The following is an 18,437-nucleotide window of genomic DNA, read 5'->3' on the forward strand; positions in this document are numbered from 1 at the left end:
AAAAATAACCAATGATGTAAATTGATTAAAACCTGTCAGTTATCTGTCAGTAAATTGAACTGACACAAATACCCTTTTCAATGATTTATAAAACTTATCAAAATAATCATTATGATATTTTAAGCGCCCATAGTGAATTTGTCTTGAGTAACACATCAAATGAATAGCAAATTTCACTATTTTGCTGATCTGATCTTTCTCATAGGCTGTTGATAAGTATCCTTTTAAAAACTCTTTTGAAAAAATTATCGGCTTTTTAGCAGTTTTTTCCCATTTTTATCGATATTTGTTTTAAACGCATTTAATTGAATTCGTTTTGATTCTTTTGATGGTTATTGATCATCTTATAAGACAAGGGATTTTTATTGTAATATGCTGCAATCTGTTAAGTCTGATAATAAACACGTCACGCTACGCTCTCTGTTGGAATATTATCGTCAACAAGCAACTTCAAATGCTAAAAAGGGAAAAATTTTTGAAGATTTTGTTAGCAAATATCTTATGCATGACCCTATCCATTATGGACGCTATGAAAAGGTTGAAAGCTATTTTGAATGGGCTAAAGAGCGTGAGGATTGGAATAAAAATGATATCGGCATTGATTTGGTTGCAAAACTTCGCAATCAAGAAGGTTATGTAGCTATTCAATGTAAGTTTTATAAAGCTGACCATCAGATCAGTAAAAAGGATATTGATAGCTTTATCGCAGCCTCTGGAAAAGACATCTTTAAATATCGCCTTCTCGTTGATAGCACTGAAAGTGAATTAAGTGACAATGTGAATGCCATGATTAAAGGACAAGCGATACCCGTTTATCGCATTGACCTTCGTCATATGGAAAACAGTCGTATAGATTGGCAAATATTTGCAACAAAACAAAAAGTTGTTCTGAAAGTTACAAAAGAACCTCGTCCCCATCAGAAAGAAGCCATCAAGAAAGTCTGTGAAGGTTTAAAAGAAGCAGACCGTGGCAAGCTAATTATGGCATGTGGAACAGGCAAAACGTTCACAAGCCTTAAGATAGCAGAGACCATAGCGGGAAAAGGCAAGCGTGTGTTGTTTTTGGTGCCTTCTCTTGCTTTAGTCTCACAAACAATCCGTGAATGGACACTGGACACACAAATTCCCTTGCGTTCCTTTGCGGTGTGTTCGGATACAAAAGTAGGAAAGCGTCGTAAAAACCAAGATGACATGGTTGGCATGGAAACATCAGATCTTGTTCTTCCTGCTACAACAGATGCAAAAGCCCTTGCCAAAGAAGCTTGTGAAAACTTCGCAGAGGCAATGACGGTCATCTTTTCAACCTATCATTCCATTCAAGTGATTTCCGATGCGCAAAAGGAATATGATTTACCCGAATTTGATCTAATCATTTGTGATGAAGCACACCGTACGACTGGTGTTGTATTAGGAACAGACAAGCATGAATCTGAATTTATCAAGGTTCATGATAACAGCATCATTCAAGGTAAAAAACGTCTATACATGACAGCAACCCCTAAGATCTTTACTGACAAGCTGAAAAAGAAGGCTGACGTATCCGATGCCGTTCTGGCGTCCATGGATGATGAAGCGCTCTATGGGAAAAATCTTTACACTTATACTTTTTCAAAAGCTCTACAAGATAAACTTTTAGCACCCTATAAAGTTATCGTCTTAGCTGTTGATGAAGCAATTATCAACGCAACAATTCAGAAACGTCTTAAAGATAAAAATTCCGAACTTATTCTTGATGATACAACCAAAATCATTGGCTGCTACAAAGCACTGGCTCAAATAGAAAAGAAGGAAGACGATGGCATAAAACCTATGCGTCGTTCTCTGGCTTTTTGTAAAGATATCAATACATCTGAACGCGTTAGTGAGATTTTCAATGATGCTATTGATGAATATCATAAATTTGTTCCTGAAAGTAAGACATCTCTTATCTTTGATGTTAAGCACATTGATGGGACTTTTAATGGTAAAGAGCGTAACAAATTACTTGATTGGCTTAAAGAAGATACAGATGAAAATAACTGCCGTGTGCTCACCAATGTGCGTTGTCTTTCAGAAGGGATTGATGTGCCCGCTCTTGATGCGGTTATGTTTTTACACCCGCGTAAAAGTCATGTAGATGTGATACAAGCGGTGGGGCGTGTGATGCGTCGCGCAGAAGGTAAAACAACAGGCTATATCATTTTACCCGTTGGTATTCCCTTCAATATTCCACCACAACAGGCTTTAGAAAACAATAAAAAGTATGATGTCATCTGGCAAGTTCTCAATGCTTTGCGTGCTCATGATGACAACTTCAAAAACAAAATGAAAGCCTTAGAGCTAGACCAAGATGTTCGTCATCTGTTTGAGATTGTAGGGGTAACTTTTGACCCTGCTTTACAAGCAATGACCGCAGTTGTTGACGAACTATCCTTCCATGCAAAGTCTGAAAGTGCTGGGCTCCATATTGGTTCAGTAGCGAATGAAAACCCTCATAGGTATGAAGTACAAGAAGAATTCTATTTTTATATTGATGAATTATCGCGTGCTATTAAGCCAATCATTGTCAGAAAATGTGGGGAGGCTAATCAATGGGGAAACTGGGCGGGTAATGTTGCGGCAATTGCACAAAATCATATTATCCGTCTTAAAAGCATACTCGCTGATAAAAAGAGTGAAGCTTATCGTGCTTTTCATGTTTTTCACAAGGAATTAAAGAACGGTTTAAATGACAGTATCGAGCAAGAAGATGCACTTGAGATGTTGGCGCAACATCTTGTGACGCGTCCTATTTTTGAATCCTTGTTTGATGGAAATGAGTTTGTGAGTAAAAACGCCATCTCGCAAGCTATGGAAAAGATCTTAGCTGAACTTGATAAGATGAATATCAAAGACGAAGCCAAAGATCTTGATAAATTTTATCAAAGTGTAAAGGAGGATACAGAAGGTATTATTGAAACGCGCGCAAAACAGAATCTTATTATCAGACTTTATGAAGATTTTTTTACCAAGGCATTCAAAAAGACAACAGATAAACTTGGAATTGTTTATACCCCCATTGAAATAGTCGATTTTATCTTACATTCCGTCAATGATGTTTTAGAGCAAGAGTTTGGACAAAGCTTAAGTTCTCGAGGCGTCTCTATTCTAGACCCTTTTACTGGAACTGGGACCTTTATTACACGACTTTTACAATCCAATCTCATAAAACCAGAGGATATGGAATATAAGTTCCGAAATGAAATCAAAGCCAACGAAATTGTTCTCTTAGCTTATTACATAGCTGCCATTAATATTGAAGCGACCTATCATAGTCTTATTTATGAAAAGCATATGATCCTTTAAAGCCTTTTAAAAGACAGTTTATAATCATAAGGCATGCTATCAAGATCATTATAATTATGAGTTTTGAAGGGGTTTTGAGTTTTGACGGTTGCTGCTTTTAGATAAAAAAATGGTAAAAAATAAAAATATTATATTTCAAGTGGTTAGTATTTTACAGATCTTTAAAAAACAACCTATATCAACAATACAACCTCTAAATTCAATCAAGAGTATATGTTTCGAGGGGGTTTTGACAATTTTTGCACCGTCAAAACCTATAAGCAAAATGAATATATGTAACTCTTTTTAAACAGAGCTTTTGAAAAGAATAAAGCTATCATTTGAGATTACGGTATAACCTCTTAAAGCAAATCCAAAAGAAGCGTATTCTATTTAAAATGGGATTTCTTAAAAGTCTTAAAGGTAATACAAATTAAGAGTGTTTAAAAGTGCAAATCCCTTTTTAGAATAACGCATATAAACATTCCTTTTAAGATTGTATCTAATCAACTTAACAAAGAGGTATAGATTATATAGCTATATCCTATACTCTATACCCCTTATGATTATAAGGTCTTATAAGCTTATTCAGTTTCTTTAATTTCTAATTTTGGTAAGTTTTTAACGATTTTCATTGTCTCTAAACTTACAGTAATAACCCTTTGAAACAATTCTAGAGGGTAGGCAGGGTTTCCAACGGTTTCAACAGCATAGCGATTAGCATCATTTACAATGCCACTCTTTTTATCGGTTTTTACGCATTGACGCCCCATAACCCATTCAAGAGCAGGCTTGCCATTGACGATATACTCATAAGCTTCAAGAGGGATATCTGTCATTGTGATGTTGCTGTTGTAAATAACCGTTGTTTTATCCTTTTCCTTACTATTCTTAATTTTTGCGAATTTCATTTCTGTAACGTAGTAAAATTTTTCTGGATTAGAAATATCAGTCTGTTTTGGATTGCCTTTTTTAAATGTGACTGGATAAGGCTCCACATCTTCATAATTCACATGCAAATGACCCAGTTCACGCCCTGCTGTAACAAATTTCCAAAAATCATCAGCACTCTTTACACAAGGGATACGAGGCAATTCTTTAGAGAGGTTATCAGCATAACGGGCGCGATAATCTTCCGAATGTAAGATTCCGTAAACGTAATAAAATAGATCATCTTTTGTTATATTCTCATTAGGATAAGTTGCTTTAAAATGGGCTAGACCTTCATCTGTAATGGCATCACGCCTCTGTAAACCAGTATTTTTGCTTTCTTCTGTAGAATTCGTAAACAAATGGGATTGTTGCTTATTTTTACCTTTTGAAACCGTAGTATTTTCGTAAAAATATCTTGGAAAGCATTGACCATTCTCTATCACGTGAAGATTAGAGACAGTCTTAATCATAAGTACAGAAAAACCACACCTTGCTCCTATGCCTGTAACTTGGATTATTCTATTTTCTGCTGCTTTTCCCATAGGAAATATCTGCGGCATTTGATAAACACCATCATTAAGATCTCGACTATAATAAAGCCATTGTCGTATAAAAGGACGATACAAGCTTTTAGTAAGGTAATTTGCCTCAAAATTGAAAGACTTTCCTTTTACTAGATCTCGTTTAAGATTATAACTCCAACTGATTTTTCTTTCATCTGAATTAACAAAATCATTTGCAAAGTTTGCACGTAACTTATGATCAGCATGTGAATAGGCATAATTAAAACGCTCTACTTCACTATTATAGAAAGCAATCATATGATGCATATTATTTGCCACTACTTCACGGCTTGAATTATACGCCCAAGCATCACGACTCGTCATAATGCCACGAGAAAATATTGCAAATAATTTTTTACTATGACCTTTTTTATCACCTAAAGCTAGGAATGTTTTAAAACTATCATCACGTTGATTAATCCAATCCCCATATTCATCTGGTGTAATGATTTGCCAACCTTGTTTACTTCGTGTAACACCATCAATACTACCCAAATACTCGAGAGCTGTAAGTTTTTCTTTTGTCGTAAGGTTATTACCAATATCATGATAGTAAATTTTACAATCTCCAGAGACATTAGGATTTTTGATAAATAGTGTTACGGCGATACCGGTCATACTTCCATTACCAAAAACATTTTCTCCTTCTTTCGCTTTCCCATTGCTTAACATATTTTTACGAATATCACCCCGTAAATTGAGCACGTAAATACTGGTAAATTCTTTAGCTAAAGATTTTCGTAAGCTGTCCATTGTTGGCTTTTCTACGTAACCAGAACCAGAAACAAAACCGATTACCCCCGCATCACCAATACGGTCACTAGCCCAACGGATAGCACGAATATAACTATCATAAAGCGCTCGTATGTTCGTGACTTTTGATTGAGCGGCATAAGTTTCACGAATACGGTTATCTAATATGGGATAAGGACTGTTCTTTGCATTGTCGTTTTCGTTTTTTTGTCCTACCGAATAAGGGGGATTACCAAAAATAACTTTGATATCCAGTTTCTTTTGATGTTCTAAATATTCACTGTTTTCTTTGAGTATACCTTCCATAAGGTCTTTTTCTTTAAGCATCTGAAACGTATCAGCCAAACCAATATGCTTAAAGGGAATATACTCTCCTTTCATAAGACTATGATAGGTCGATTCAATGTTAATGGCGGCTATGTAATAAGCTAAGAGAACAATCTCATTGGCATGGATATCATGACAGAATTTATATTCCAGATCCTCTAGTTTGATGAGATTGGATTGTAACAACCGTGTGATAAAGGTACCAGTACCCGTAAAAGGGTCAAGAATAGAAACACCCCGTGATCCTAGACTTTTGCCAAATTCATTGCGCAAGACATCATCAACAGAGTGAATGATAAAATCAACAACCTCAACGGGGGTATAAACAATTCCAAGCCTATCCGTGGTTTTCTTAAAAGCTTTGGCAAAAAAATCTTCGTAAAGTTTGATAATAAGATTCTGTTTTGCTTGAGGTTCGGTAATCCCTGCTGTACAGAACGTGATACTTTTGTAGAATTTATCAAGATCTTTTGCTTCTTCCTCAATATTGGTTTTATCCAGTTTCGCTAAAATCTTTTCCATGGCTTGAGAGATAGCATTGTTCTGTACAAACTTATTGCCATCAAACAAAGCTTCAAACACGGGACGCGTTACAAGATGTTGGGCTAACATCTCAACAGCTTCTTCTTGTTTGATTTCACTATTTACGTTGTTTTTTAGTTCCTTATGAAAGGCATCAAAAGCATGAAAAGTTTCACTCTTTTCGTCCACAAGCATATCTTTAAGACGATTGATATGGTTTTGTGCAATCTCAGCAACATTGCCAGCCCATATGCCCCAATAATCCGTGATTTTAAAACTATCCAGAAAAATTGTCTTGATAAAATCAACAAATTCAGAAGGGCGGAATAATTCTCCTTGCTCTGTAGTCGATTGAGAGTTGCTTGCTGCTGTTCCAATAACATGTCCAGAACTTTCTCCTTTTGATTGTATCTGGACCTCATCAACTGTTGTGGTGAGTTCTTTTAATTCATTGTCACGCTTAATCTCTATAATCTCAATCGTATGGCTGCTATCTTGTCCTAAAGACATTTGATTAATCGTTCGAGCCAGCCTCTCATCATGAGAATGTAAAGCATTCAAAACTTGCCAAACAACATGGTACTTCTTATTATTCCGTAAAGCTTTTTTGGCTTCTAAATGCGAGGGAATGATAACAGGTAAAATGATATAGCCTGTCTTTTTTCCCTTGGCACGACGCATCACACGCCCCACCGCCTGTATCACATCCACTTGGCTATTGCGCGGGTGTAAAAACATGATGGCATCAAGAGCAGGAACATCAATCCCTTCTGAAAGACACCGAACATTGCTTAAGATCCGACAAACATTGTGACCAGCATCTTGTTTCAGCCAATCCAATTCTTCATTGCGTTTTTTGACGCTTTGCTTTCCGTCAATATGTCTTACTTCACAATTCAAAAAGGGTACATCTTTAAGGAAATCATTGATATGAGATTCGATAATTTTATTGAAGAGCTTTGTGACATATTTAGAAGTATTGATATCTTTGCAAAAAGCTAAGGCACAATGCATGGGCTCTGTATCATCATCATCAACAGCTGCTTCCTTATCTATTTTAGTCAGTGCTCTATAACAGCCAATAATTTTTGCCGCATCATCTAAATCAATTTCACGGTCTTCATTGGCAATAATCTTCTGTATGGCTGGTGTGATATAGGTTTCATCAATGCCTAAGACCACAATCTTGTAAGGGGTTAAAAGTTCATTCTCGACAGCTTCAGTGAAGGTATAATGATGGAGTTGTTTTCCAAAAAGCGCTTCATCATCCATGGACGCCAAAACGGCATTAATCTCATCAGCCCGTCTTTTGGCAGTCTCACTAAAGATACGAGGCGTTGCTGTCATGTACAGACGTTTTTTACCTCGAATAATGCTGTTATCATGAACTTTGACAAATTCAGATTCATTGTCATCAGTTCCCAATGAAGCACCAGTCGTACGGTGTGCTTCATCACAAATAATCAGATCAAATTCGGGTAAATCATATTCCTTTTGCGCATCGGAAATCACTTGAATGGAATGATAGGTTGAAAAGATGACCGTCATTGCCTCTGCGAAGTTTTCACAAGCTTCTTTGGCAAGGGCTTTTGCATCTGTTGTAGCAGGAAGAACAAGATCTGATGTTTCCATGCCAACCATGTCATCTTGGTTTTTACGACGCTTTCCTACTTTTGTATCCGAACACACCGCAAAGGAACGCAAGGGAATTTGTGTGTCCAGTGTCCATTCACGGATTGTTTGTGAGACTAAAGCAAGAGAAGGCACCAAAAACAACACACGCTTGCCTTTTCCCGCTATGGTCTCTGCTATCTTAAGGCTTGTGAACGTTTTGCCTGTTCCACATGCCATAATTAGCTTGCCACGGTCTGCTTCTTTTAAACCTTCACAGACTTTCTTGATGGCTTCTTTCTGATGGGGACGAGGTTCTTTTGTAACTTTCAGAACAACTTTTTGTTTTGTTGCAAATATTTGCCAATCTATACGACTGTTTTCCATATGACGAAGGTCAATGCGATAAACGGGTATCGCTTGTCCTTTAATCATGGCATTCACATTGTCACTTAATTCACTTTCAGTGCTATCAACGAGAAGGCGATATTTAAAGATGTCTTTTCCAGAGGCTGCGATAAAGCTATCAATATCCTTTTTACTGATCTGATGGTCTGCTTTATAAAACTTACATTGAATAGCCACATAGCCTTCTTGATTGCGAAGTTTTGCAACCAGATCAATGCCGATATCATTTTTATTCCAATCCTCACGCTCTTTAGCCCATTCAAAATAGCTTTCAACCTTTTCATAGCGTCCATAATGGATAGGGTCATGCATAAGATATTTGCTAATAAAATCTTCAAAAATTTTTCCCTTTTTAGCATTTGAAGTTGCTTGTTGACGATAATATTCCAACAGAGAACGTAGCGTGACGTGTTTATTATCAGACTTAACAGATTGCAGCATATTACAATAAAAATCCCTTGCCTTATAAGATGATCAATAACCATCAAAAGAATCAAAACGAATTCAATTAAATGCGTTTAAAACAAATATCGATAAAAATGGGAAAAAACTGCTAAAAAGCCGATAATTTTTTCAAAAGAGTTTTTAAAAGGATACTTATCAACAGCCTATGAGAAAGATCAGATCAGCAAAATAGTGAAATTTGCTATTCATTTGATGTGTTACTCAAGACAAATTCACTATGGGCGCTTAAAATATCATAATGATTATTTTGATAAGTTTTATAAATCATTGAAAAGGGTATTTGTGTCAGTTCAATTTACTGACAGATAACTGACAGGTTTTAATCAATTTACATCATTGGTTATTTTTAAAGATTGCACCATTGATATGAGTTGTGTTTTAAAGTCATTAATCTATTGAAATATAATAACTTTTATTTTTGATTAAAAAATATATAGAAAGGGGGGGCTAAAAAGAACTGACAAGACTGACAGCACTGACAAAACTCTTTTTACAAAGTCATTCAGATCATTTTTTTTGGAAAAAAATTACTTAATGAGAATGCTATAAAAAGAGTTTTGTGTGATTGTTTTAAAAACTTCAAAAGAGGTGTTATTGTTTTATGCTGTTGTTTTTGACCAAAGGATGCCATTCATAATAGGCGCTAGGGTGTCCACTTGTCTGATGTGTTATAAACTTTTTTCGCAGGTGATTAGAACGACATAAAAGCTCTAAAGCTTGCTTCACAGCTTCTTTATCTTTTAAAGAACTCCAACATCGTCTATAGATATCCCTTGCCGTAAAAACATCGGGTAAACAATCACAGCGTTCGACAATCAATTTTGCACGCTCTGCTGTTAATGTATCATGCGCCGCATAAAGACGTTTTGCGTGACTTATCAGATATTTTTCCCAACACAATGCTGTTGTGATGGCATAGAGTCCAATTTCAAAACGCCCACCTTCACACAGTTCAAAAATCAACGCAAGGGTTGGGATAGTTTTATCCATTTTCAAAAGATATGATTGTAAACTTGTAGAGAATTTTCCCCCTTTGATCGTTCTTTGAAAATTTTCCCACCATTCACGAAACATCTCTTGAGCTTCAGAAGAAAAGCGTATAGTCATGGGGTGTTTTGGTGATCCTAAAGGTTTATCATAAAGAGAACGAAAGACCCCTTGATAGTTTTCCCATGCCTTTTGATTGGGAGGTCTATCAACCCAGTTACGCTCTTTTCGTTCATCAGGAAAGACCAGCATTTGAAATCGTTGTAATAAACCGTCATCGTTTATTCCACGGTGCATGGCTTGAATGAGTGGAATAATTCGTGAAGGTTGAATGCCCCCAATGACAGAAAGGGTTGCATTAGGAATAAAAATGGTTCCACGCTCTATACGGTCATAGGTAAATTGATCATCTCCATTAAAAGCTGTTAAATAGAAAGAACGGTCTGTTTGATATTCCTTTCTTTCCAAATTGGCTAAAAAACCAGACAATTCATCACGGACCATTAAGAGACCACGGGGGTTTTCTTTTAACAATTCCCCAAGCTTTTCGACCGTGACATCGTTGACAATCAGACGTCGTTTATTAAGCGTGTCATCATCATTTTTACGAGTAAAAAACTAAGTGGTGTGCAAAATAATTATGCTAATCATATTCGCAACATTAGAAAAATAATAATTTATCATTACTTACTGATACAGAGCGTAGTATTGTAGAAAATAATTTTCTTCAATTACCAAAAATAAAAATACAGTTTATTAAGGAAATTTTTGCTTTGTATGAAGCACACGTAAAATACGTACAACGCCATTTGAAATATCATAAATCATGATATAATTTGGATTTACAATAAGTTCACGTGTATTTACAATTCGTCCTAAACGACCAAGAGTAGGAAATTTAACAAGTTTTTCTACCTTTTCAGATAAAAGTTGATCAAACTTTAAGGCAGCAGAAGGATTATCTTGTGATATGTATTCACGTATCTTTTTGCGGTCAACGTGTGCTACTTGTGTCCAAATTAGCTTCATAGAGTTGATCTATCTAGTTTACTTTGTGTTTTTAAGCGCCATTCCTTTGCTTCTGCTTCAATTTCTTCAGAAGATATTATATCGCCTGCATTAGCAGAATTTATCCCTAATTGAACTTGTTCCCGAAACCATAAATCGTGTGCATTTTTTTCTTTTTGTTCTTTTACGATATCGCGCATATAATCCCGCAATAATTGTGCACCAGATCTATCGCACGCCTTTGCTGCTTTAGAAAATTCATTTTTTAATACATCATCAACGCGAAAGGTAAATGTTGTTTCAGCCATTTTACGACCATTTAATGTGTTACAATATAATTCTAATGTAATACATTTTTACTATTTCTTCAATAGCTACTGTTAGAATAGATATTTTATATCTATTCTGCATTTTCATAGGGTTGAAAGAGACGCCCATAAATTAACGGGCTCTGATAATAAACTAGACAGTAGAGACAGCCCCGTTTCAATGCCTTTACAAATAACCAGATGTTTTGGATTGGCTTGACTTAAATGCACAGCACCGCCCATGACAGAACCCAACATGGCTTTTGCTGGTTTCTGATCTGTTTTGCAGCCATTGGCTTTTAAAAAGGTCCTATGAATGGCAAAGGAACCAGCCCCCTTAACAAGAGCCACCAACGCGGGCAGTGTCATTCCTAAGGGGTGTGGACAGTTGTCGTGAAATCGTAAATAAGGAAATAAGTCATAACAAATATCCCGCATGCGTAAATAGGTTTCTGCTAAAGTATCTTTGATCGGTTGACTTTGTTGCCAAATCGCTTTTGCTCGTTTGAAATCAGCACAAAACTGTTTTGAGAAAGAAAGCATGTGATCATAAGCTTGTTTCCCCAGCAAGCCAATTCTTCTGAGCGCTTGTATGATCTCTCTAAAAGAGCAGCCAGCATAACAGTAGAGTAAGAGACGCCCATCATTTCCATTGGCAAGGGATAAGCTAGGCAATTGATCATCATGAGCTGGACAACGGGCAAGTCCATAACGCCCATGCCAAACCCCACGCAAGGCACGTGTGATGCCCCAAGCATTCGTAAAAGAAAACATATTTTTGATCCTATAATGATTGCATCATAGGACGGACTCTGCACTTCATAATCATCGTGTGAAAATGAAAAGCCTTGTCCATCCTTATGCGACAAGGTTTTTTTTATGCCGCATCACTTTGACGCTGCTGTTTTGCTTGTTCGATTACATTGGTAAGATCCGATTGTAACCAACGCGATAAAAAACCAAATTTTAAAGGTTTTGGAAGAGAGCCATTGGTCACATGACGGCGGAAAGTTGAGACACTCATATGAAGCAGTTTTGCACTTTCACGGTCTGTTAAAAGAATATCATTTTCTTTCATTCTAAAATCCTTTCAAATATAAAAAAATGAAAACAAATCATGCCTATTTATTAAACACATTTTGGTTTATTTTTGAAAGTATTTTATTCATAGAAAACAGTATTTTATTATAGATTTTCTCATGTGATAATTTATGAGTTTAATTGAGAAAGAATGAGAGAAAAGAGAGAGAAAGTTATCCACAGATAATGGGGTTATGCACCCCATATCTTAAGATTGACCGGTAACATAAGCCGCCCATTTATCCATATAGACACGACGCTGTTCTAAATAATCAGTCCGACGATAGGCACGTTCTACTTGCCCCCCGACCACATGCCCCAGAATGGTTTCAGCAACCTCATAGGGGGCATCGGTTGTTTCAGCGAGCCAATCACGTAAACTAGAGCGAAAACCATGCGGGCAGGCTTTTACTCCAGTCTGTTGCATGTATTGTGACATACAATTTGCAGCAAGGGGACCCCGACCGGTTGCAGAAAAAAAGAAATCGTTGCGAGAAAGTAAACGCGCTTGTTTTAAAATGTCTAATGCTTCTGATGATAGAGGCACACGAAATTCTTTTGTGGTATCCCGTTTTCCTTTCATATTCTCAGCGGGAATAGTCCATATATCCCCCTCAACTTGGTCTTTATGAATATGACATAAAGGATTGGTACGAACGCCTGTCAGAATAAGCAAGCGCAAAGCCAGTTGTGTTATAGCTGCTTTTTGACAAAGTGTTTTATAAAAAGCGGGCACATCTCTCCAATCCATTGCTGGTAAATTTTGCGTTTTATGACGTTGTTTACCTAAGAGCGCGCGTGCTTTTTCTGTTGCTTGTAAATCAACATCCAATCCTAATGCAGCCGCATGTTTGAGACAAAGATTAAGACGTATCAATGCTGTTCGAGCAGTTCCAGCTTTTATATGCCAGATAGGGGCAAGAACATTGCGTATCTCTGTTTGCGTAATCTCAGAAACGGGAACACAACCTAGTTTTGGTAAAATATGCAGTTTTAAAGGTGAAAACCAATCCCCAGTTTTACCATCATTTTTTAATTCAGCTTTACGAGTTTCAAAAGCATCCAACGCAATATCTTTTAAGTAATGGAGATTACGCATTGCTTCACGCTTTTGTTTGTTGCGTTCTTTAATAGGGTCACGACCCTCACGTAAAACAGAACGCCATTGGTTTGCACATTCGCGAGCTTGCTTTAAAGAGACATCTCTTAAAGCACCCAAGCCCATTTCACGGCGCCGACCATGAATGGTATATAAAAAGCAAGTAAAATAAAATAGTTATGTCTAATATAAGGGAATAGGTGAATCTTGATTCTATTACGTTTTTTTTCCTCTATCCCTAACTTTTTTGGAGCTTTTTTATAGCTTCAAGAGCTAATCTTTTACGATCTGCGCTCTTTGTGTAAAGAGATGCCATAGCATCATTTGTCCAGCCAAAGAGTGCTTTCAGTTGTGATACTGTTGCCCCAGAATTAGCTGCGCGTGTTGCTGCTAATTTTCTTAAACCATGGGCTGATTTTTTAATGCCTGCTGTATAACAAGCCTCTCTAAATGCATCGCCAAAACTTTCTTTGACGAGTTTTTTATTAGTTTTACTACAGATGAATGTTTCATCACCAATAGGACCAATTTTAAGGGTTTCGGCTAATTCAGGCAAAATCGGAAGAAAAACATCTGTTTGAAATTTGCTTTTTTCTGTTTTGAGATGAATAATATTATCTTTTACATCTTTCCAACCAATGCGAACGGCATCACCACGACGCAAACCCGTATATAAAAGAACATCAATCCAGACACGTTCATGGGTACCATGATGCCATTTTTGATAATACTTTTCGACATCTTCTTCTGTCCAAACAGCAAACCCATCTTTGTTGTTAAGGACTGGTCTTTTAATGCCTAAAGCTGGATTATTTTCTAAAAGATCTTGGTCAATCGCCCAATTAAAAAGTCCATTAAGGGCTTTCAGAAAGCTTATAGCCATTGCTGGCGTTTCTTTACGTCGTTCAACACCGGCTATGATATGTTTCTTTTCAATTGCTTGGTATGGAACGTTGCCTATTGTATCGCACACCTTCATAAGAATGTATTCTTTTTGTTTCTTTGTCGTATTAGAGTAACTATGCCAATTAGAGCTGTTTAAATACTGCTTAAGCAGCCATGCAAACGAACCTTCAGTAAGTTTACCGGTTTTGGATTTAGGAAGTATAAGCCCTTGCAATTCGGCAAGTGCGCTTTTGTATTTATCAACAAACTCTTGTGTTCCATAGGTTCCGCGGATTCTAATGCGTTTTCCATGACCAATGCGTACATACCATATAATTCTACCATGACGTGTGACTTCTTTGACAAGATGAGGAGGGCGTGGTTTAGGCATGGTATTTTACATCTTAGAGAGCGCGGTTTCGTAATATTCATTGGTGGAGAAATCTAAAAGTTTGTCTGGGTGTGTTGTTGAGTTTGGTATTGGGATATCGGATTTAAGATAGATAAGCAGTTCACCGGTTGGCTTTATTTCTATGAGTTCACACCCTTGCTTTTTTGCTTCTCTTAAAGCGCGTGCAATAGCTGGTTGCGTTATGGTAGCAGGACGAGGCGCCATTCTTTTCTCCTTACATTTAAGATGCAATTCACTCGTATCGTGAATCACGAATTGATTGAAAATTGTTAGGAAAGGGCGGGGGGGCTAGGAGATATGCTAAAACAAAGCCCCCAAAAGTTCATGCGGCTTTTGTTGAGATTCTTTGTATCTCTCGTTCTATTTCTGCTAAAAAGCTTTCAACCGCTTGATTAATCTCTTCAATTTTCTTTTCATCACGGTGGATGCGTTTGATTTTCATACGAAAGAGAGATGAATCGCCCGTAAAACGTGGGTCATAACTGATAAAATCACACCATTTGCGCCCCGTACAAGCCATTTGAAACTGCATTTGTGCGAGATATTCAGGTTTGATTTCGTTATCGATAATGAAACGCATATGATTAGTTGATCTAGGGCATTTGATTTCGATTAACCCATCTTCATCAATCAGACCATCAGGGCTAGCCCCCGCCATTTTTATTGTGGGGTGTTGAATAAAGCCGCACCTTGTGACTTCAGTATCATAAATGAATGCATATTCTCTCAAGGCATCTTCTTCATGTTCAATTCCCCATCTCATATCTTCTGTTTCATAATAGGGGCTTGTTTGACCAGTCAGACGCTCTGTAATGAGTTTGATTTTGTAGTCTTCATATTTGCTTGTAGGAGTTCCCTTTGCTGTTTTACTAATAACGTTGTAAATATTTGAAGCGGTGACTTTACCTAAACGGGCTTGAAACCATTCTGCTGTTCTTTGTTCCATTTCACACCGCCCTTTGTTGTTCGTGAGAGGTTGTGGGTGTATATTCAATATCTTGGATATGAATATATTCGGCATCTTGTATAGAGGCGTCTGTTTGCTCTTGTTGTGGGAGAGATTGTAGAGCTCTTTCTCTTTGAATGTTTTGCTTTTTTTCCAACAGTCCCAAAACTTCTTGTGCTTTTTCACAAGACAGATCTGTTAGTTTTTCTACATTTGCGTAAGTGAGAAGATTATCTTCATTGGTTTCAGTCTCTTTAATTAACTCTTTGATTTGTTCAAGTATGTCATAAGAAACAAGTTGTCCTTGTGTGATGTTATTAATACGTGCTGCTTCGTCTTCTTCATAAATACCAGAAAATCCGAAAGCGTAGCGTGCACATTGTATAGTTGCTTTATGACGGAGCATGCGTGCTGGATATTTTTTCCAAGGGTCACTTTTTTCTTGTAGGCATTCGTTTAAATATTCGGTGACCTCGATAGGGTCTTTAATGCCTTTGAGACGAATAGCACATTTTATAGCAATGATCTTCCCATCTTTATCGAGTTGATCTTGAAAGGTCATACCATCAAAGTTAGGATTAGATTTTATGATCTTAATCCATCCATCAATAGAGACCACGGGTATAATGCCGCCACCTCTTTTAGGGAGAGCATAGATTTCTTTGGTTAGGGGATTAAGACCATAAGTGTTGGCAACGGAGATAAAAGCAGCAAATTCTTCATCAGAAGAGTTATAATTAATACATGTTTTGATAAGAGTTTTTCTAAATTCCTCATGAGAAAACCCATATTTGTTTGCCATAATAGCTAATGGTGAATCTGTCATTATTGTTTCCTTATTTTACGCGCAATTCCCCCGTGGCGTGAATCACGCATGTGTTAAAAGTTGTTTGGTTTGGTTGTTAGAAAGGATTGTAATCCTCTGTTGAAGGTTCGCGGTTATCGCCCTACGTAAAAAGAGGGTCCATTCTGGATATTTTTGTATTTCCAGTTATTTCGGCGTCACCAAAAATTCGTGCATTACCAAAAATCTTCGCATTCCCAAAGACTTCGGCACACTCAAAAACATGAGCAGCATCATAAATCCATGCGTTCCCGTAAACACGGGCATTGTCATAAATACGGGCATGACGACAAACATTGGCATCACCATAAACCTTGGCATCACCAAAAATCTGTGCTTGAGCACAAACATAGGCATTATCACCAACCCAACAGTTGCCTTCATGGCTTAAGTTGCTCTCTTTTTCTATAAAGCCCCCTAGATCACCTTTTTTTACATCTCCAAAGTCTCGCAATGCTTTAATTCTATAAAGTGTTTTAAAGCCAACTTCGATTGTCTCATCAGTTAATTCGTATTTTTTCATCTGGTTTTTCCTCCAGTTGAGATTCTGTTATCGCCGCCAATCCATTGATCCCAAGATACATCTGCGTCACCGTAAATTTTAGCTTTTCCGTAAATGTGTGCACTACCATAAACTTTCGCATTTCCATAAACGCGCGCATTATCATAAACGCGTGCATCATCGTAAATTTTTGCATCCCCATGAACATGTGCATTATCAAAAACTTTAGCGTAACCGTAAACTTCTGCGTCACCGTAAATTTCTGCGTAATCGTAAACTTCTGCTTCACCACAAACGTGTGCATTGCCATAAACACGGGATTCGCCATAAACATGGGCATAACTGTAAACATGCGCATTTTGATAAACATGTGCATCATCATAAACCTTGGCATAATCCCCAATCCAACAGTTGCCACCATGGGATAGGTTGCGTTCATTTTCAATAAATCCACCAAAGTCACCTTTTTTAACATCTGCAAAGTCTTTTAATGCACGTATGCGGTAAAGCGTACGTTTATTAACTTTGATTGTCTCATCTGTCAGTTCGTATTTCTTTTCCATGATTATTCCTCCTCCATTAAAAGAGGGTCCATTCTGGATATTTTTGTATTTCCAGTTATTTCGGAGGCACCAAAAATCCGTGCATTCCCAAAAATCTTCGCATTCCCAAAGACTTCGGCACACTCAAAAACATGAGCAGCATCATAAACCTTGGCATTGCCAAAAACTTTTGCATTATGAAAAACCCATGCGCTACCATAAACACGGGCGTCATCAAAAATCTTGGCATTCCCATAAACCCATGCATCACCATAAACCTTGGCTTCATCGCCAACCCAGCAGCCATAATCATGAGAGAGATTACCTTCATGTTCAATAAAGCCCCCTAGATCACCTTTTTTAACACCTCTAAAATCTTTTAATGCCCTAATTCTATAAAGCGTTGTTCCATTAACTTCGGTTGTCTCATCTGTCAGTTCGTATTTCTTTTCCATGATTACTCTTTCTCACGTGCTACGATCACGGTGGAGCCACTAATTTTACAATCTCCAGCAATGTCTACATTACAAGAAATATATGCTTGATTGTAAATTTTAGCATTTCCGTAAATTCGTGTACTTTCCCCTATAACAGAATTTCCATAGACCCGCGCATAGCCATAAATCTTAGCATTATCTTTAATAGAGGCACTAGAAACTTCTGCATAATTATAAACTTGTGCATTAGCATAAACCTTGGCATAACCATAAACACGAGCATCATCATAAACTTTGGCATTGCCAAAAACATGTGCACTATCAAAAACCCAACAATCGCCTTCATGGGATAGGTTATCTTCACTCTCTACCCAACCGCCGATATCACCTTTTTTGACATATCCAAAGTCTCTTAAGGCACGAATGCGTTGGAGAATGTGACCATTAAACTCGATTATCTCATCAGTAAATTCGTATTTCTTTTCCATGATTACCCCCGACC

The 18,437-nt window shown here is 37.2% G+C and carries 12 protein-coding genes and 4 pseudogenes; 1 reads left to right on the forward strand and 15 read right to left on the reverse strand.

The window, feature by feature from the left end; translation table 11 throughout:
- Positions 1-372: 372 nt before the first annotated feature.
- Positions 373-3,300, forward strand: a pseudogene (locus NNJ73_RS05870) (DEAD/DEAH box helicase family protein); the annotation flags it as partial.
- A gap of 587 nt (positions 3,301-3,887) precedes the next feature.
- On the opposite strand, the gene NNJ73_RS05875 reads toward NNJ73_RS05870, so the two are convergent.
- The 15 genes and pseudogenes from NNJ73_RS05875 to NNJ73_RS05945 all read right to left on the reverse strand — a co-directional run bounded on the left by NNJ73_RS05875 (position 3,888) and on the right by NNJ73_RS05945 (position 18,423).
- The gene (locus tag NNJ73_RS05875) at positions 3,888-8,861 is read right to left on the reverse strand and encodes a type ISP restriction/modification enzyme (RefSeq protein ID WP_254493106.1); all 4,974 of its coding nucleotides are present in this window, start codon (positions 8,859-8,861) and stop codon (positions 3,888-3,890) included.
- Positions 8,862-9,476: 615 nt separating this feature from the next.
- Positions 9,477-10,472 (reverse strand): annotated as a pseudogene (locus NNJ73_RS05880) (DUF3987 domain-containing protein); the annotation flags it as partial.
- Positions 10,473-10,628: 156 nt separating this feature from the next.
- Positions 10,629-10,901 (reverse strand): type II toxin-antitoxin system RelE/ParE family toxin, encoded by a 273-nt coding sequence (locus NNJ73_RS05885; protein WP_144755043.1) that lies wholly within the window; start codon positions 10,899-10,901, stop codon positions 10,629-10,631.
- The gene (locus tag NNJ73_RS05890; RefSeq protein ID WP_254493108.1) at positions 10,898-11,188 is read right to left on the reverse strand and encodes a CopG family ribbon-helix-helix protein; all 291 of its coding nucleotides are present in this window, start codon (positions 11,186-11,188) and stop codon (positions 10,898-10,900) included. Before NNJ73_RS05890 ends, NNJ73_RS05885 begins: the two co-directional genes overlap by 4 nt.
- Positions 11,189-11,299: 111 nt before the next feature.
- A pseudogene (locus NNJ73_RS05895) lies at positions 11,300-11,962 on the reverse strand (hypothetical protein); the annotation flags it as partial.
- 103 nt (positions 11,963-12,065) lie between these two features.
- Positions 12,066-12,266 (reverse strand): AlpA family transcriptional regulator, encoded by a 201-nt coding sequence (locus NNJ73_RS05900; protein WP_254493110.1) that lies wholly within the window; start codon positions 12,264-12,266, stop codon positions 12,066-12,068.
- Between the two features lie 210 nt (positions 12,267-12,476).
- A pseudogene (locus NNJ73_RS05905) lies at positions 12,477-13,526 on the reverse strand (tyrosine-type recombinase/integrase); the annotation flags it as partial.
- 79 nt (positions 13,527-13,605) lie between these two features.
- The gene (locus tag NNJ73_RS05910) at positions 13,606-14,643 is read right to left on the reverse strand and encodes a tyrosine-type recombinase/integrase (protein ID WP_254472631.1); all 1,038 of its coding nucleotides are present in this window, start codon (positions 14,641-14,643) and stop codon (positions 13,606-13,608) included.
- A gap of 6 nt (positions 14,644-14,649) precedes the next feature.
- Positions 14,650-14,868 (reverse strand): hypothetical protein, encoded by a 219-nt coding sequence (locus NNJ73_RS05915; protein ID WP_254472629.1) that lies wholly within the window; start codon positions 14,866-14,868, stop codon positions 14,650-14,652.
- Between the two features lie 118 nt (positions 14,869-14,986).
- The gene (locus tag NNJ73_RS05920) at positions 14,987-15,610 is read right to left on the reverse strand and encodes a lambda exonuclease family protein (protein WP_254472627.1); all 624 of its coding nucleotides are present in this window, start codon (positions 15,608-15,610) and stop codon (positions 14,987-14,989) included.
- Between the two features lies 1 nt (position 15,611).
- Positions 15,612-16,436, reverse strand: coding sequence for a RecT family recombinase (locus tag NNJ73_RS05925; protein WP_254472625.1), 825 nt, complete (start codon positions 16,434-16,436; stop codon positions 15,612-15,614).
- A 121-nt stretch (positions 16,437-16,557) separates the two neighbouring features.
- A complete protein-coding gene (locus tag NNJ73_RS05930; RefSeq protein WP_254473273.1) occupies positions 16,558-16,977 on the reverse strand; it encodes a hypothetical protein in 420 nt (139 codons plus the stop codon).
- Positions 16,974-17,519 (reverse strand): hypothetical protein, encoded by a 546-nt coding sequence (locus NNJ73_RS05935; RefSeq protein ID WP_254473271.1) that lies wholly within the window; start codon positions 17,517-17,519, stop codon positions 16,974-16,976. Before NNJ73_RS05935 ends, NNJ73_RS05930 begins: the two co-directional genes overlap by 4 nt.
- A gap of 2 nt (positions 17,520-17,521) precedes the next feature.
- Complete coding sequence (locus tag NNJ73_RS05940; RefSeq protein ID WP_254473269.1) at positions 17,522-17,953, reverse strand: hypothetical protein; 432 nt, start codon at positions 17,951-17,953, stop codon at positions 17,522-17,524.
- A 2-nt stretch (positions 17,954-17,955) separates the two neighbouring features.
- The gene (locus tag NNJ73_RS05945; RefSeq protein WP_254473267.1) at positions 17,956-18,423 is read right to left on the reverse strand and encodes a hypothetical protein; all 468 of its coding nucleotides are present in this window, start codon (positions 18,421-18,423) and stop codon (positions 17,956-17,958) included.
- Between the last annotated feature and the right edge of the window lie 14 nt (positions 18,424-18,437).

It is taken from the genome of Bartonella sp. B1099 (assembly GCF_944801835.1).
Taxonomy (GTDB): domain Bacteria; phylum Pseudomonadota; class Alphaproteobacteria; order Rhizobiales; family Rhizobiaceae; genus Bartonella.

Coding starts and splice junctions, on each gene's coding strand:
- NNJ73_RS05875 (WP_254493106.1), bottom strand. CDS start 8,861: ATGCTGCAATCTGTTAAGTCTGATAATAAACACGTCACGCTACGTTCT.
- NNJ73_RS05885 (WP_144755043.1), bottom strand. CDS start 10,901: ATGAAGCTAATTTGGACACAAGTAGCACACGTTGACCGCAAAAAGATA.
- NNJ73_RS05890 (WP_254493108.1), bottom strand. CDS start 11,188: ATGGCTGAAACAACATTTACCTTTCGCGTTGATGATGTATTAAAAAAT.
- NNJ73_RS05900 (WP_254493110.1), bottom strand. CDS start 12,266: ATGAAAGAAAATGATATTCTTTTAACAGACCGTGAAAGTGCAAAACTG.
- NNJ73_RS05910 (WP_254472631.1), bottom strand. CDS start 14,643: ATGCCTAAACCACGCCCTCCTCATCTTGTCAAAGAAGTCACACGTCAT.
- NNJ73_RS05915 (WP_254472629.1), bottom strand. CDS start 14,868: ATGGCGCCTCGTCCTGCTACCATAACGCAACCAGCTATTGCACGCGCT.
- NNJ73_RS05920 (WP_254472627.1), bottom strand. CDS start 15,610: ATGGAACAAAGAACAGCAGAATGGTTTCAAGCCCGTTTAGGTAAAGTC.
- NNJ73_RS05925 (WP_254472625.1), bottom strand. CDS start 16,436: ATGACAGATTCACCATTAGCTATTATGGCAAACAAATATGGGTTTTCT.
- NNJ73_RS05930 (WP_254473273.1), bottom strand. CDS start 16,977: ATGAAAAAATACGAATTAACTGATGAGACAATCGAAGTTGGCTTTAAA.
- NNJ73_RS05935 (WP_254473271.1), bottom strand. CDS start 17,519: ATGGAAAAGAAATACGAACTGACAGATGAGACAATCAAAGTTAATAAA.
- NNJ73_RS05940 (WP_254473269.1), bottom strand. CDS start 17,953: ATGGAAAAGAAATACGAACTGACAGATGAGACAACCGAAGTTAATGGA.
- NNJ73_RS05945 (WP_254473267.1), bottom strand. CDS start 18,423: ATGGAAAAGAAATACGAATTTACTGATGAGATAATCGAGTTTAATGGT.